Consider the following 13,895-nt stretch of genomic DNA (forward strand, 5'->3'; position numbering starts at 1 on the left):
CCTCGGTTATCCGCACGGGGGCTGATAGGAATCCCATGGATGGGCGGGCTTGTTGTCGTCACCGAATTCGACGAGCACCAGTCCGCACAGGCTGTCCGGGGCCAAGTGGTCCCCCGGGCTGAAGGACAGCGTCAAATCGTCCTGACCGAAACTGGCAGGAAGACCCGAAACCTGCTGGAGCGCATCCCGAACAGCGGTTCGGTCCTGATGACCACCGGCGATCTCGATGGCCTTCGCCAGCATCATGACGGCGTCGTACGCTTGCGCGTCGTACGCGGTCAACTGATAGTCGGCACCCTTGACAGCCCGGACCTTCTCGGTCAACTCCGCAGTGCGCACGTTGTCGGCACTGAGCGATCCCATGTAGACCATGCCACTGAGCGCCTTCGGATCAGCCAAAGCCCAGGACGCCGGCTGATTTCCGATGGAGGCCAGAGAGAAGCGCTGCGTCTCGGGGACGATCTTCGAGAGTGTGTTGTGCGCCAGGATCTCGAAGTGGCCACCGATGCTGGCCACGAGAATGGCGTCTGGTTTCGTTTCCGCGAGTCGCGACACCTGCGCCGTGAGGTCCGCGGCGTCTACCGGGGCCTTCTCGACGGCGGTGACCGTTGCGCACTTCTCCAACGCCGGGCGCAGCGTCTTGATGATGCCGTCGATGGAAGCGCTTGCGTCACCGAGGATTCCGAGCGAGTTATAGCCCAGCTTCTCGAACGCTCCGCAATACACCTCGGCGTACTGCTTGAGCGAGTTGGGAATCATGAAGGAGTAGTCGTTGCCGGGAGGGGAGGCAAACGCGTCGCTGAGGACAACGGGCGCGATTGCCGGGATCTTCGACTGCTCGAGAATCGACTTCGCCTGCAGGACCGAGCCGCTGCCGGTCGCCAGAATCACGGCACTGGCGCCCTGATCCACCAGCTTCCGAATGATCGACGGCGTCTTGGTGGGACTGCTCTCGTCGTTCTCGACCACCAGTCGTACCGGTTTGCCGTTGATCCCACCTGCCTGGTTGATCAAATCGACGCTCAAGCGAACCGTCTTGCCTGCGATGGTGCTGTACGACGCACCAGGCCCGGTCGAATCCTCGTCCAGACCGATCACGATCTCGTCGTCCGGAATGACCCCGGCGGACGCACACGCACCAGTCCCGAGCACGACTGCCGCGGCCAAGGCTATCGCCTTTCCGAGTCTCACATCCCACTCCTGTCCAAGCAATATTTGGTAAATCAAACAAGCGCTTGATTTACGAAGCTGGGCAGAAGTATGCACTGGGTCACACCGATAGTCAAAACCGCAGTAAATACGGGGAAATCAGCCCCGTTGCTCGGCCTGCAGATCACGAATCGCGGAGCTCAGATCGCGAATCACCGACTTCAACTCGTCCACATCCGAACGCAGTTCGGCCACCGACCCGGCCGGCGGTACAACGTCGACTTTGTCAGCGGGGGCCTTCGCTCGAGCCGGCGCTTTCGTACCGTCGCCGCGCAGGGCAAACCCGTCGAGAAACACCAGGATCAAATTCCGCTGCAGTTCCGGCGCCAGCTCAGCCAGCTGCGACCGATATTGAGCCACAGTCGACCACACCGACTCCCGCATCAAGCGATGAAACTGCTCGGGATCGATGTCTTCGCGAAACTCGCCGTCGGCAATCCCCCGCGCAATTGCCGTGCGCCAGTAGCTGTGCGCTTTCTGGACCGCAACAGTGATGGGAGCGTCGGCCGGCTGGGATGACAGAATCGCTTCGCCTTGATAGACCTCGGTGGCGTACGGGTGGTCGAGTGCGGTGTTGAACGACACCTCGACCATGGACGCCAGCCGGTCGCGAGCTGATCCCGCCGGTTCGATCGAGTTCTCGTATCTGATGTTGAGATCTTCGAGGAAACGCACGACTATTTCGTGCGCCATCGCATCCTTGGATTCGAAGTAGTGATAGAGGCTCCCGGACAGAATGCCGACCTCGTCGGCGATATCTCGCACCGTCGTTGCCGCGATACCGCGCTCGCTGAACAATTTGGCAGCGTGAGTGAGTATCTCTTCCCGTCGGGTCGAACGCACTGACCTATCCCCCTCGTCAATCGCCAAGCGAATGCTTGATCGAATATTGAGGATGCTAACACCGTGCCTGCTCTGACCTGCGGAGTGAGCACGCGTTCATCAAACCGACATATCGGACACATGATGGTGATCGAGTCTCATTCTTCCAGAAACACACTCTCCCTACGCTCATCCGCATCGACGAATACAGCGCCGTATACGCGAGCCGGATACATCACTTCCGGCAGTCCGTTTCCCCGAAGTCCTGAAGACGAAAGGCCCGTCTATGCGAACCTTCTCGAAGCGCACCCTTGCCGCTCCGGCAGCTCTTGCCGCTCTGGGTTTGGTACTCACCGGTTGCGGAAGCAAAGCCTCTGACACCATGTCGGGAGACACCACCGCAGCATCGTGTGTCGATACCTCCGGCGACACGATCAAGGTCGGTTCACTCAACTCGTTGTCCGGCACCATGGCCATCAGTGAAGTGACAGTGCGCGATTCGATTGCACTCGCGGTTCAGGAGATCAACGACGCCGGTGGCGTTCTGGGCAAGAAGGTGCAAATCGTCGCCGAGGACGGCGCGTCCGAGCCGACGGTCTTCGCGGAGAAGGCAGAGAAGCTCATCAGCAGCGACTGTGTCGCAGCAGTTTTCGGCGGCTGGACGTCGTCGAGCCGCAAGGCCATGCTCCCGGTCTTCGAAGACAACAATTCGCTCCTCTACTACCCCGTTCAGTACGAGGGCCTCGAGGATTCCAAGAACATTTTCTACACGGGCGCTACGACCAATCAGCAGATCATTCCCGCACTGGACTACCTGAAGGAAAAGGGCGTCAAGTCCCTTTACCTGGTCGGAAGTGACTACGTCTTCCCACAGACCGCGAATCGCATCATCAAGGCATACGCCGCGGCCAACGGCATCGAGATCAAGGGCGAGGACTACACGCCGCTCGGTTCGACCGACTTCTCCACCATTGTCAACAAGGTCCGCACGGCAGACGCCGACGCCGTATTCAACACGCTCAACGGCGATTCGAACGTCGCGTTCTTCCGCGAGTACACCAATGTGGGCCTCAAGCCGGCCGACATGCCTGTTGTCTCGGTGTCCATCGCCGAGGAAGAGGTGGGCGGTATCGGCGTCCAGAACGTCGAAGGTCAGCTGACAGCCTGGAACTACTACCAGACCATCGACACCCCGGTGAACAACAAGTTCGTCGCGGCATACAAGGCGAAGTACGGCCAGGACAAGCCCACGTCCGACCCCATGGAAGCCGCATACACCTCCGTGTACCTGTGGAAGAACACGGTCGAAAAGGCCGATTCCTTTGCTGTCAAGGATATTCAGGACAACGCTGACGGCGTGACCTTCGAGGCTCCCGAAGGCCTGGTCACCATCGACGGCGACAACCACCACATCACCAAGACCGCCCGCATCGGCGAAATCCGAAGCGACGGACTGATCTACACCGTCTGGGATTCCGGCCAGCCGATCAAGCCAGACCCGTACCTCGAGAGCTACCCGTGGGCCTCGGGTCTCGGCAGCAGCAAGTAACTATCCGACCGCAATGAAACCGACTGGTAGAGAGGTGGAACGTCTGTCATGGATGTTGTGATCGGACAGCTGTTCACAGGTTTGAGCATCGGCTCGATTCTGTTGTTGGCTGCATTGGGACTTTCGCTCACGTTCGGCCAAATGGGTGTCATCAACATGGCCCACGGAGAGTTCATCATGGCCGGCTCGTACACGGCCTACGTTGTGCAGCAGGTAATTTCCAATGCAACCGGTTCGTTGATCATCTCTCTACTGGTCGGTTTTGTCGTCGGCGGATTGATGGGCGTGGCACTGGAAGTGCTTCTGGTGTCACGGATGTACCACCGCCCCCTCGACACGTTGCTGGTGACGTTCGGCGTCGGACTGATACTTCAGCAGTTGGCGCGCGACATCTTCGGCGCACCCGCCGTCAACACCACCGCCCCGTCCTGGCTTTCGGGTGGAGTCGACATTCTCGGCGCCGTAGTTCCGAAAACCCGCATCTTCATTCTGGTGCTGGCGATCGCTGCAGTGATCGCGCTGTCGCTGGCACTGAAGCAGTCGTCGATGGGTAGGCGTATCCGCGCCGTTGTCCAGAACCGGGATTTGGCGGAGACCAGCGGAATATCCTCCCGCCGTACCGATATCACTACCTTCTTCCTCGGATCCGGTCTTGCCGGTGTGGCCGGTGTCGCGTTGACCTTGATCGGTTCCACCAGTCCGACCATCGGGCAGTCGTATCTGATCGACGCGTTCCTCGTGGTGGTCGTCGGCGGACTCGGACAGATGAAGGGCGCGGTGATCGCCGCGTTTGCACTCGGCATCCTGAACTCCTTCATCGAGTACTCCACCACCGCCTCGATTGCCAAGGTCATCTTGTTCGTCATCATCGTCGTCTTCCTCCAGGTACGTCCCCAGGGACTGTTTGCAGTCAAGACAAGGAGCCTCGTATGAGCGTCCTGACCAATCCCCGCATCCGGGTCTGGGGCGGATTCGCCATCGCCGCGATCATTCTGTTCGGTGTTGCCCCCGCCGTGCTCTCCGACTTCCGGCTTTCTTTGCTGGGAAAGTTTTTGTGCTTCGCGATCGTCGCGGTCGGCATCGGACTTGCCTGGGGCCGAGGCGGAATGCTCACCCTCGGCCAAGGTGTGTTCTTCGGTATCGGCGCCTACGTCATGGCTATGCACCTCAAGATCGCCGACGCCGAACTCAAGGGCGACGCCGTACCCGATTTCATGGCAATTGCCGGCAAGACCGAACTACCGGGCTACTGGCAGCCGTTTGCCTCACCGTTCGTGGCTATCTTCGCGGTCCTGTTTCTCCCCGCGACGGTTGCGTTTCTCCTCGGTCTCGGTGTTTTCAAACGACGCGTCAAGGGTGCGTACTTCGCGATCCTCTCGCAGGCTCTCGCCGCTGCCTTCGCGATCCTGCTGATCGGTCAACAGACCATCGGCGGCAGCAACGGGCTCAACCGTTTCCGCACGTTCTTCGGCTTCAACCTCAACGACCCTGCCAACAAGCAGATGCTGTTCTTCATCGCCTCGGGAGTCCTGCTCGCCTCCGTCGCCTTGATCCGGCAACTGATGAACTCCCGCTACGGTGAACTGCTTGTCGCAGTGCGAGATCAGGAAGAGCGCGTGCGCTTCCTCGGGTACGACCCCGCCAACATCAAACTGGTCGCCTACGTCACCGCTGCCTTCCTGGCCGGTATCGCCGGAGCGTTGTTCGTGCCCATCGTCGGCATCATCTCCCCCGCCGACGTCGGAATCGTTCCCTCCATCGCCTTCCTCATCGGTGTGGCGATCGGCGGCCGCGCAACACTTCTCGGTCCCGTACTCGGTGCCATCGGTGTTGCCTGGGCACAGTCGGCCTTCTCGGAGAAATTGCCGTCCGGCTGGATCTACGCCCAGGGCCTGATGTTCATCGTCGTGGTCGGGTTCTTCCCCGCCGGAGTCGCCGGACTCTTTGCTCTCCTGCGTCACCGTCGCAAGCGCGACAAGTCCGCTCCCGAAACCCCGAAAATCAGCGAACCTGAAACTGTGGAGGTGTCCGTATGACCAGCACCGGTACAACCGACACAAGCGCACCGAGCCCCGTACTGGGCGGCAATGCCGGTATGTCATCCGAATACCTGGAAGTAAGGGATCTGAGCGTCAGCTTCGACGGATTCAAGGCCGTCGACAGCGTGAACCTGACGCTGATGCAGGGTGACCTCCGCTTTCTGATCGGACCGAACGGCGCCGGCAAAACCACACTTGTCGACGCCATCACCGGGCTGGTACCGGCGACGGGTTCGATCACCAAATCCGGTGAACAGTTGCTGGGTAAGAAGGTTCACAAGATCGCCCGTCTCGGGGTCGGCCGTACCTTCCAGACGGCCAGCGTCTTCGAAGAACTCTCCGTCCTGCAAAACCTGGACATCGCCGCCGGTGCCGGCCGCTCCCCCTGGGAGTTGTTACGCACCCGCAAATCCGTCCTCCCCGAGATCGAGGAAGCCCTCGAAACCACCGGACTCGAAGCTCTGCGCGACACGCCCGCCGGGATCCTCGCGCACGGACAGAAACAGTGGCTCGAAATCGGAATGCTTCTGGTGCAGAACTGTTCGGTACTTCTGCTCGACGAACCGGTCGCAGGAATGAGCCTGGAAGAACGCGAGGAAACCGGCAACCTCCTGCGTCGGATCGGTGGCGCGCGCACCGTTGTCGTCGTCGAGCACGACATGGACTTCATGCGAGCATTTGCCACCTCGGTCACGGTCCTCGCGGCCGGCAAGGTGCTTGCCGAGGGAACTGTCGCGCAGGTTCAGGCCGATCCCAAAGTCCAAGAGGTCTACCTCGGCACGGCTGCGGCCGTGCCACACGGCGAGGAGTGAATCATGCTCGAAATCAAGGACGTCCGCGCCGGATACGGACGCACCGAAGTCATCCACGGAATCTCGCTCACCGTTCCGGGTAACGGTGTCGCCGCCGTCATGGGCCACAATGGTGCCGGGAAGACGACATTGCTCCGGGCCGCGGTCGGGTTGATCAAACCGACCGGTGGAACAATTCTCCTGAACGGCGAGGACATCACGACACTGCGGCCGAGCGCCCGCGTCGCCCGGGGACTCGCCTACGTCCCCCAAGGACAACAATCGTTCGGCCAACTCACCACCGCGGAGAACCTTCAGGTTGTCGCGGACGGTCGCAAACGTGGAAAGGCACTGATTGCAGAAGCATTGGATATGTTTCCCGCACTGACCACGCTCCTCGATCGGCGAGCGGGCTTGCTCTCTGGTGGGCAAAGACAACAACTCGCCATCGCCCGCGCTCTCATCACCGAACCGAAGATTCTGATCCTCGACGAGCCCACCGAAGGCATCCAACCCAACGTCGTGGCCGAGATCGAACGCACCATCATCGATCTCACCAACCGCGGCGATCTCGGAGTTCTCCTGGTCGAACAGCACATCGGTTTTGCGCTCCAGTCGGCGCAGCATTACAGCGTTCTCGCGGCCGGTCATGTGACGTCGACCGGAGAGGGAGGCACCACATCCACTGACGCCGTCCGCCGAGCGATGGCCATCTGACATGTCCCCCGTCGAACATTCGACCGGGTCGCTGCGGGATCAGGTGTATCAGTCGATCCGGGCCGATCTGATGACCGGGAAAATCACGCCGGCAGAACGCCTGAGTGAGGAGCGGCTAGCCCAGATCTACGGTGTTTCGAGAACTCCGGTGCGAGAAGCTCTGGCCCGGTTGCAATCTGACGGTTTGGTTCAACGAGGCGAGCACGGGCTGTACCCGTACCGGCCGCGCCTGGAAGACCTCAACGGATTGTACGAGCTGCGAATACTGCTCGAACTACAGGGAATTCGCCGAGTGCTCGACACCGAGTACGCCCGGCACAACGCTGATGTTCTGGGAGCCGAACTCGACAAGTGGTATGCGTTGCGCACGCACTCACCCAACCCGGATTCCAGCTTTGTCACCCTCGACGAGGAGTTTCACACGGCGCTGTTGGTCTCGGCCGGAAATCCCGCACTGACCGAGGCCTTGGCTACCGTCAATGCCAAGATCCGGCCGGTGCGGATGTTCGACTATCCGACGCCGGCCGGAATCGAAGCTACGGTCGACGAGCACATCGCGATCGCTGAACTCGTCCTCGACAACAAGCTGCCGCAAGCCTTGGACTCATTGCGGGCGCACATCGACGACGGGCGGCTCGTGGTAGTCGAGCACGCCCGCCAGGCACTGTCGTTGGCGGCCCTGGCGAGCGCGGTTCGATACTGAAAGCGTCGGCGCGGGACATCTCGGTTCCGACCTTTTTGGGTGTTGAGGAAATAGGAATGCACTCCAGGCGGTTGCACCTCACAACAAGACTTTTCTGCCTGCCTCGAAAGGTGCCCACTTCATGTCGGTTCCACTCTCCATCCTCGATCTTGCGCACATCGGCCAGAACGAGACCGCCAAAGACAGCTTCGACGCCAGTGTGACGCTGGCGCAGCGAGCCGAGGAGTGGGGCTACCAGCGAATCTGGTACGCGGAGCACCACAACATGGGCTCCATCGCGTCGTCCGCGACCAGTGTCCTGATCGGCCACGTTGCAGCTCACACCACCAAAATCCGGCTTGGTGCCGGTGGCATCATGCTCCCCAACCACGCACCGCTCACCATCGCCGAACAGTTCGGCACGCTCGAGACACTGCACCCCGGACGCATTGATCTTGGTCTCGGCCGCGCTCCCGGCAGCGATCAGAAGACGATGCAGGCTCTGCGCCGCGACCCCAGTTCGTCCGACAGCTTCCCTCAGGACGTCCTCGAACTTCAGGGATATCTCGGCGACACATCGCGTATTCCCGGCATCAACGCGGTGCCCGGTAAGGGCACCCACGTCCCCCTCTACATCCTCGGTTCGTCGTTGTTCGGTGCAAAACTGGCCGCCATGCTCGGCCTCCCGTACGCGTTTGCGTCACATTTTGCGCCCAACGCGCTTCGCGACGCCGTGACCATCTACCGCCGCGAATTCAAGCCGTCGGAGCAGTTGGCCGAGCCGTACGTGATCGCGGGCGTCAATGTGATCGCCGCCGATACCACCGAGCAGGCGCAGCAGGAATTCCTCGAATCCAAGCGCAATCGTGTCAGTCTGCTTCTCGGCCGCGGTCGCACGTTTACCGACGACGAGGCCGATATGCTGCTCGACTCCCCCGCCGGTCAGCAGGTTCTCCAAATGGCCAGGTACAGCGCAGTCGGCACTCCCGCCGAAGTCCGCGCGTACCTGGACGAATTCACCGAGCACGCGCAGGCCGACGAGCTGATCACCGTCTCCACCGGCACCAACCGCGCCGCGTGGCTGCGCACGTTCGAACTACTCGCCGACGTCAGCAACCTGGTGCCCGCCTAAGCTGCGGGTATGGGCGATCCATCCCGTCGCGGGTTCATCTCGGTACTGGCCGTACTTCTCTCGACGGGGTGGGCTGCCAACCACTTTGCCTCCCTCATCCCGGTATTGCGGGACCATGAGGGTCTCTCGCACGCCGTTCTCGACGGTGTGTTCGGCATCTACGCACTCGGTCTACTTCCCGGACTGTTGACCGGTGGCGTGCTCTCCGATCGTGTCGGCCGAGCGGCCGTTGTCCTGCCCGGAGCGCTTGTCGCCGCACTGGGCACGGTATTTCTGCTGCTGTGGCACAACACTTCCGGCCTCCTGGTGGGTCGTCTGGTCGTCGGTATCGGTGCCGGTCTGGCAATCGGCGCGGGCACGGCCTGGGCCGCTGATCTGCGCGGCAAGGCGGGAACCGTGCTGGCGGGCGTGGTCCTCACCGCCGGTTTTGCTCTGGGCCCCTTGATCTCCGGCCTGATGGCCCAGTTCGCAGCCTTTCCCTTGGTCACACCCTTTGTTGTCTCGGCGTTGCTCTCCGTGTGTTCCGTTGCCGCCGCAGCGATGTGGAGCCGAACACCTACTCCGCCTTCCGCAGTGATCCCGTTGCCTGCCGACGGTCGACGATCGGTCCGCTCAGCCCTGATCTGGGCGCTGCCACTGGCGCCCTGGGTGTTTGCCAGTGCGACAGTCTCGTTCGTGACGATGTCCGCGCGACTCGGCGACCGCTACTCCGGCCCACTGCTCCCCGGAATTGCTGCGGCAATCACACTCGGTGCGGGCATCACCGTTCAAACCGTTGCGCGTCATCGCAATTGGGGCCGGCAAGCCGGAAGCGCAGGTGCCGGGTTGGCAGCGCTCGGATACTGCCTCGTCGCGGCCGGCGGAGCCCACCCGCCGCTGGTCCTGTTTGTCGTCTGCGCCCTCGTCCTTGGAACCGCATACGGCTTGTGTCTGCGCAGTGGTCTTCTCGACCTCGAAACCCTTGCGCCACCGGCATCACGCGGAACATTGACGGGCATCTTCTACGTCGGAACGTACCTCGGCTTCGGATTGCCCGTACTTCTTGTCGTCCTCGAACCGAGCCTGGGTCCGTCCGTGCCCATGCTTGCCCTCGCTGCACTTGCCGCGTTGGTTGCCGTGATTCGATTCCGGGCAGTGTTAGCGTCGTACCAGCCCACGACACCCAAGGAGTTCGCGTCATGAACGCTCGCATCCAGCCTGGCCGGTTGAAAGAACTCGGCCCGATCAACTGGGGAATCTGGCGTGTCCTCTCGAAAGCCGCCGGCGCACCGGACGCACACCTCTTCAGCACCTTGGGCCGTACCGGTGGCCTGTTCCGCGGTTGGCTGCACTACTCCGGGTCTTTGATGCCCGGCGGCAAGATCTCACGCCACGACACCGAACTGATCATCCTGCGCGTCGCACATCTACGCGAGTGCGACTACGAAATGGATCACCACATCAGGCTCGGCCGAAAGGCTGGAATCGACGCACAACACCTTGCCCGAATTATCGAGGGCCCCACAGCTTCCGGGTTGAGTTCTCGTCACCAGGCGATCTTGGCTGCGGTCGACGAGTTGGTCACCACCAAAGACGTCTCCGACTCGACCTGGAAGACGTTGTCCCAGCACCTCGACGACCGTCGGCTCATCGAGTTCACGTTGCTGGTAACCCAGTACGACGGGTTGGCCACCACGATCGGGACGTTGCGCATCCAACGCGATTTTTCGTAGCCGCTCTCAGGGCTTGCAGATACGAATTATCGCTTCGCGCACCACTTCACGACGGTGATCGAGTTCCTGCGCGTCCACCGATTGGTTGTCGGCAATGCCGGGCGCGACCACCCAGGCGAGCACGAGGCCGAAGATCAGGGTGATGAGGTCTTCCGGATTCCAGTGAGCGGCGATTGTGCCGTCGTCCTGGGCCTTGCGAATCGCGGTGATCCGCGGGAGCCAACTGGAATGCTCTTCTGCTTGTTTGCGCATCCGAGGTCCTTCGCCCTGCAGTTGACCCCAGATCATCATGCGCTGGATGTGCGGCTTCCTGGTCATGGCATCGAACAATTCGACAGCATGCTGCGGTACGTCGCCGCCCACCCATTCGACAGATTCCATGGCTTCGACGAAGTCCGCGTCGAGCACGGCATGAAAGAGCGCCACTTTGTCCCCGAAGTACGCGTAAAGCCGTTCCTTGCTGGCGTTACCGTTCTTCGCGATGCGATCGATTCGTGCGCCGGCGAGTCCGTAGGTGCCGAACTCTTCCAGTGCAGCGTCGAGGATTCGCTGCTTCGTCGCGGTCACATCTGTGGGAGCCATAGTGATTATCGTAACCGAACGAACTATTTCGTTTGACTCTCGAAGAAGTGCTCACTTACCTTGTAACGATGACCACCACTGACGTCGAAAGCGGCGCAACGCCGCCGTCTCCGGAGATCTCCGAGAACCCGAATCATCAACGACGCTGGCTGGTGCTCTGCATCGTCGCGTTTGCACAACTCATGGTGGTGCTCGACGGCACCATCGTCTCCATCGCCCTGCCCGCCGCGCAGGAAGAACTCGGCATCAGCGACCTCGATCGCGCCTGGGTTGTCACCTCGTACGCGCTGGCATTCGGCGCACTGCTACTCCTCGGTGGCCGCATCGCCGACTACTGGGGACGTAAGCGCTCCTTCATCGTCGGCATGGCCGGCTTTGCCGTGGCGTCGGGCATCGGCGGCATCGCCCAGTCCGGCATCGAACTCTTCATCGCCCGTGCCGGCCAGGGTGTCTTCGCGGCACTTCTCGCGCCCGCCGCACTGTCGATGCTCACCACGACCTTCATCGGAGAAAAGGAGCGCGCCAAGGCTTTTGCCGTCTACGGCGCGATCTCCGGCGGTGGCGCGGCTATCGGTCTGCTGCTCGGCGGCGTCCTGACTCAGTACGTCGACTGGCGCTGGTGCCTGCTCGTGAACATCCCGATCGCTCTCATCGCGATTGGTGCTGCCGTCCCGATCGTCAAGGAAACCAAGGCGCACGGCGACACGAGCTACGACCTTCCGGGCGCTGTCCTCATCGCGCTCGGACTCGGCTCCCTGGTCTACGGATTCACGCGCGCCGAACACGGCTGGGGTCAGACCGACACCCTGCTGTTCATCGCCCTCGGCTTGGTTTTCCTCGCGCTGTTCGTGGTCGTCGAAAGCCGCAGCAAGAATCCGCTTCTGCCACTGAGCGTTCCGTGGCATCGCGACCGCGGCGCGGCACTGATCGGCTCCATGCTCGTCGGCGCAGCCCTTCTCGGCGGCACCTTGTACCTCACGTTCTACCTGCAGATCGTGCTCGGATTCAGCCCCGTCATGGCCGGCGTCGGTTCACTGCCGATGGCCTTCTTCATCGTGCTGGCTTCCACCGCGGCTGCTCAGCTGTCCACCAAGATCGGCCCCAAGCCGCTCATGGTTGCCGGCCCCTTGGTCGCCGCAGTCGGACTTCTTCTGCTCACCCAGATCGAGGTTCACAGCTCGTACTGGACCCACGTGTTCCCGGGCCTTGCCATCTTCGGCTTCGGTTTGGGCCTGCTGATGGTGCCCATGCAGAACCTCGCGCTGATCGGTGTTCCGGACCACGACGCCGGCGCAGCCAGCGCCCTCGTCAACGCAACCCTGCAGATCGGCGGCGCACTGGGAACCGCACTCTTCACCACGATCTACGCGTCGGCCAAGTCCGCATTCACCGCAGACAACGCGGCGCCGATCCCCCCGGAAGGCATGCCTGCCGACTTGTCGAACGCGGCCGTCCCGACCGGCGACGAATTGGCTCTACTCCCCCAGCCGGTGCAGGACTTCATCGCCTCGATGACCGACTACTTCTTCGGCGCCGAGGTTTCGGGATACTCCGCCGCATTCGGTTGGGCCGCAATCCTGTTGGCGATCATCGCACCCGTCGTCGTGGTGCTGGTTCGCGCCAAGAAGGGTGATCTCCCCGCCGAAGGCGCGGTACATATGGGCTAAACCCTTGTGCGCCTTTATTAACCGCCCGCGGTTGATAAAGGCGCACAGCAGGTTAGGCCTGCTTCAAGACCTCAGCCACCGGCGTGCTGCTGCGGCCGATCAGTTTCTGCAGGTCACCGGACTCGGTGTCCAATGCTCCCGTGGCGATTGCCGCATCGGAATCGGCAAGAATCTCCGCGACCGGAGCAGGCAATCCGACGCTCTCGAGAATCCCCTTGTATGCGTCCTCGCTCACGAACTGGTACGCGACGGACTTGCCGGCGAACTCGCTGACCTTCTCCGCGAACTGAGCGTAGGTAAGGCGCTCGTCGCCGCCCAATTCGTAGACCGCGCCTTCGTGGCCGTCCGTCGTGACTACTGCCGCTGCGGCATCCGCGTAATCCGCCCGCGCTGCGCCGGCAACCTTTCCGTCCGCGCCCGCTCCGACCACTGCGCCGCGCTCGATAACGCCGGCCAGGTCGTTGAGGAAGTTCTCCCAGTACCACCCGTTGCGCAGCAGTGCGAACGCAACGCCACTCGCGGCCAGTACATCCTCGGTTGCCTTGTGCTCGGCAGCGAGCTTCATCACAGTGTCCTGCGCGTTCAAAATGCTTGTGTACGCGATGAATCCGACGCCCGCAGCCTTTGCTGCGTTGATGACGTTGGTGTGCTGGGCAAGTCGCTGGCCCACTTCGCTGCCCGAGATCAGCACCACTTTGTCGACGCCGGCAAAGGCTGCTTCCAATGCGGCGACATCGGTGTAGTCCGCCTTGCGAACCACCACGCCGCGGGCTGCGAGATCCGCAGCCTTCTCCGGATTACGAACCACGGCGACGATGTCCGACGCGGGTGTACCCCGCGTGATGAGTGCCTCGACAACAAGGTGTCCGAGGTTTCCCGTTGCGCCGGTGACTGCGATGCTCATGTGAACTCCCGTTTAGGTTGAAGCGTGAACGTGCTCTGCAACCATCATGCACTAATTTTTAGTAAGTGCAACCACAAGAGTTAGCGCTA

General features: G+C 61.7%; 14 protein-coding genes. 10 read left to right on the forward strand and 4 right to left on the reverse strand.

Annotated features, from left to right (window positions below; translation table 11 throughout):
* Positions 1-6: 6 nt before the first annotated feature.
* Together FFI94_RS22905 and FFI94_RS22910 are read right to left on the reverse strand one after the other, a co-directional pair.
* Complete coding sequence (locus FFI94_RS22905) at positions 7-1,191, reverse strand: ABC transporter substrate-binding protein (protein WP_138869826.1); 1,185 nt, start codon at positions 1,189-1,191, stop codon at positions 7-9.
* Positions 1,192-1,308: 117 nt separating this feature from the next.
* A complete protein-coding gene (locus FFI94_RS22910; protein WP_138869827.1) occupies positions 1,309-2,052 on the reverse strand; it encodes a TetR/AcrR family transcriptional regulator in 744 nt (247 codons plus the stop codon).
* Positions 2,053-2,317: 265 nt separating this feature from the next.
* Between FFI94_RS22910 and urtA the strand changes: the two genes are divergently transcribed.
* From urtA to FFI94_RS22955, 9 genes are all read left to right on the forward strand, one after another.
* Positions 2,318-3,580, forward strand: coding sequence for an urea ABC transporter substrate-binding protein (urtA, locus tag FFI94_RS22915; protein WP_138869828.1), 1,263 nt, complete (start codon positions 2,318-2,320; stop codon positions 3,578-3,580).
* 48 nt (positions 3,581-3,628) lie between these two features.
* Positions 3,629-4,513 carry an urea ABC transporter permease subunit UrtB gene (urtB, locus tag FFI94_RS22920; protein ID WP_138869829.1) on the forward strand — a complete coding sequence of 295 codons (885 nt, stop codon included), beginning with the start codon at positions 3,629-3,631 and terminating at the stop codon, positions 4,511-4,513.
* Positions 4,510-5,616 carry an urea ABC transporter permease subunit UrtC gene (gene urtC, locus FFI94_RS22925; RefSeq protein WP_138869830.1) on the forward strand — a complete coding sequence of 369 codons (1,107 nt, stop codon included), beginning with the start codon at positions 4,510-4,512 and terminating at the stop codon, positions 5,614-5,616. Before urtB ends, urtC begins: the two co-directional genes overlap by 4 nt.
* A complete protein-coding gene (urtD, locus tag FFI94_RS22930; protein ID WP_138869831.1) occupies positions 5,613-6,431 on the forward strand; it encodes an urea ABC transporter ATP-binding protein UrtD in 819 nt (272 codons plus the stop codon). Before urtC ends, urtD begins: the two co-directional genes overlap by 4 nt.
* 3 nt (positions 6,432-6,434) lie before the next feature.
* Positions 6,435-7,127, forward strand: coding sequence for an urea ABC transporter ATP-binding subunit UrtE (gene urtE, locus FFI94_RS22935; protein ID WP_138869832.1), 693 nt, complete (start codon positions 6,435-6,437; stop codon positions 7,125-7,127).
* A 1-nt stretch (position 7,128) separates the two neighbouring features.
* Positions 7,129-7,830 (forward strand): GntR family transcriptional regulator, encoded by a 702-nt coding sequence (locus FFI94_RS22940; protein ID WP_138869833.1) that lies wholly within the window; start codon positions 7,129-7,131, stop codon positions 7,828-7,830.
* A 121-nt stretch (positions 7,831-7,951) separates the two neighbouring features.
* Positions 7,952-8,941 (forward strand): LLM class flavin-dependent oxidoreductase, encoded by a 990-nt coding sequence (locus tag FFI94_RS22945; RefSeq protein ID WP_138869834.1) that lies wholly within the window; start codon positions 7,952-7,954, stop codon positions 8,939-8,941.
* 9 nt (positions 8,942-8,950) lie between these two features.
* Positions 8,951-10,123 carry an MFS transporter gene (locus tag FFI94_RS22950; protein WP_138869835.1) on the forward strand — a complete coding sequence of 391 codons (1,173 nt, stop codon included), beginning with the start codon at positions 8,951-8,953 and terminating at the stop codon, positions 10,121-10,123.
* A complete protein-coding gene (locus tag FFI94_RS22955; protein ID WP_138869836.1) occupies positions 10,120-10,653 on the forward strand; it encodes a carboxymuconolactone decarboxylase family protein in 534 nt (177 codons plus the stop codon). Before FFI94_RS22950 ends, FFI94_RS22955 begins: the two co-directional genes overlap by 4 nt.
* Positions 10,654-10,659: 6 nt before the next feature.
* Here FFI94_RS22955 and FFI94_RS22960 read toward each other — a convergent pair whose 3' ends face one another.
* Complete coding sequence (locus FFI94_RS22960; RefSeq protein WP_138869837.1) at positions 10,660-11,235, reverse strand: TetR family transcriptional regulator; 576 nt, start codon at positions 11,233-11,235, stop codon at positions 10,660-10,662.
* Positions 11,236-11,303: 68 nt separating this feature from the next.
* On the opposite strand from FFI94_RS22960, the gene FFI94_RS22965 reads away from it, so the two are divergent.
* Positions 11,304-12,902 (forward strand): MFS transporter, encoded by a 1,599-nt coding sequence (locus tag FFI94_RS22965; RefSeq protein ID WP_138869838.1) that lies wholly within the window; start codon positions 11,304-11,306, stop codon positions 12,900-12,902.
* Positions 12,903-12,954: 52 nt separating this feature from the next.
* On the opposite strand, the gene FFI94_RS22970 is transcribed toward FFI94_RS22965, so the two are convergent.
* Positions 12,955-13,806 carry an SDR family oxidoreductase gene (locus FFI94_RS22970; protein WP_138869839.1) on the reverse strand — a complete coding sequence of 284 codons (852 nt, stop codon included), beginning with the start codon at positions 13,804-13,806 and terminating at the stop codon, positions 12,955-12,957.
* Positions 13,807-13,895 lie beyond the last annotated feature (89 nt).

Source organism: Rhodococcus sp. KBS0724, from assembly GCF_005938745.2.
Lineage (GTDB): Bacteria > Actinomycetota > Actinomycetes > Mycobacteriales > Mycobacteriaceae > Rhodococcus_F.

Bases quoted from the DNA above. Each gene is read 5' to 3' on its own strand.
- urtD (WP_138869831.1), top strand. From the start codon at position 5,613: ATGACCAGCACCGGTACAACCGACACAAGCGCACCGAGCCCCGTACTG.
- urtC (WP_138869830.1), top strand. From the start codon at position 4,510: ATGAGCGTCCTGACCAATCCCCGCATCCGGGTCTGGGGCGGATTCGCC.
- FFI94_RS22945 (WP_138869834.1), top strand. From the start codon at position 7,952: ATGTCGGTTCCACTCTCCATCCTCGATCTTGCGCACATCGGCCAGAAC.
- urtB (WP_138869829.1), top strand. From the start codon at position 3,629: ATGGATGTTGTGATCGGACAGCTGTTCACAGGTTTGAGCATCGGCTCG.
- FFI94_RS22940 (WP_138869833.1), top strand. From the start codon at position 7,129: ATGTCCCCCGTCGAACATTCGACCGGGTCGCTGCGGGATCAGGTGTAT.
- urtE (WP_138869832.1), top strand. From the start codon at position 6,435: ATGCTCGAAATCAAGGACGTCCGCGCCGGATACGGACGCACCGAAGTC.
- FFI94_RS22960 (WP_138869837.1), bottom strand. From the start codon at position 11,235: ATGGCTCCCACAGATGTGACCGCGACGAAGCAGCGAATCCTCGACGCT.
- urtA (WP_138869828.1), top strand. From the start codon at position 2,318: ATGCGAACCTTCTCGAAGCGCACCCTTGCCGCTCCGGCAGCTCTTGCC.
- FFI94_RS22955 (WP_138869836.1), top strand. From the start codon at position 10,120: ATGAACGCTCGCATCCAGCCTGGCCGGTTGAAAGAACTCGGCCCGATC.
- FFI94_RS22970 (WP_138869839.1), bottom strand. From the start codon at position 13,806: ATGAGCATCGCAGTCACCGGCGCAACGGGAAACCTCGGACACCTTGTT.
- FFI94_RS22965 (WP_138869838.1), top strand. From the start codon at position 11,304: ATGACCACCACTGACGTCGAAAGCGGCGCAACGCCGCCGTCTCCGGAG.
- FFI94_RS22950 (WP_138869835.1), top strand. From the start codon at position 8,951: ATGGGCGATCCATCCCGTCGCGGGTTCATCTCGGTACTGGCCGTACTT.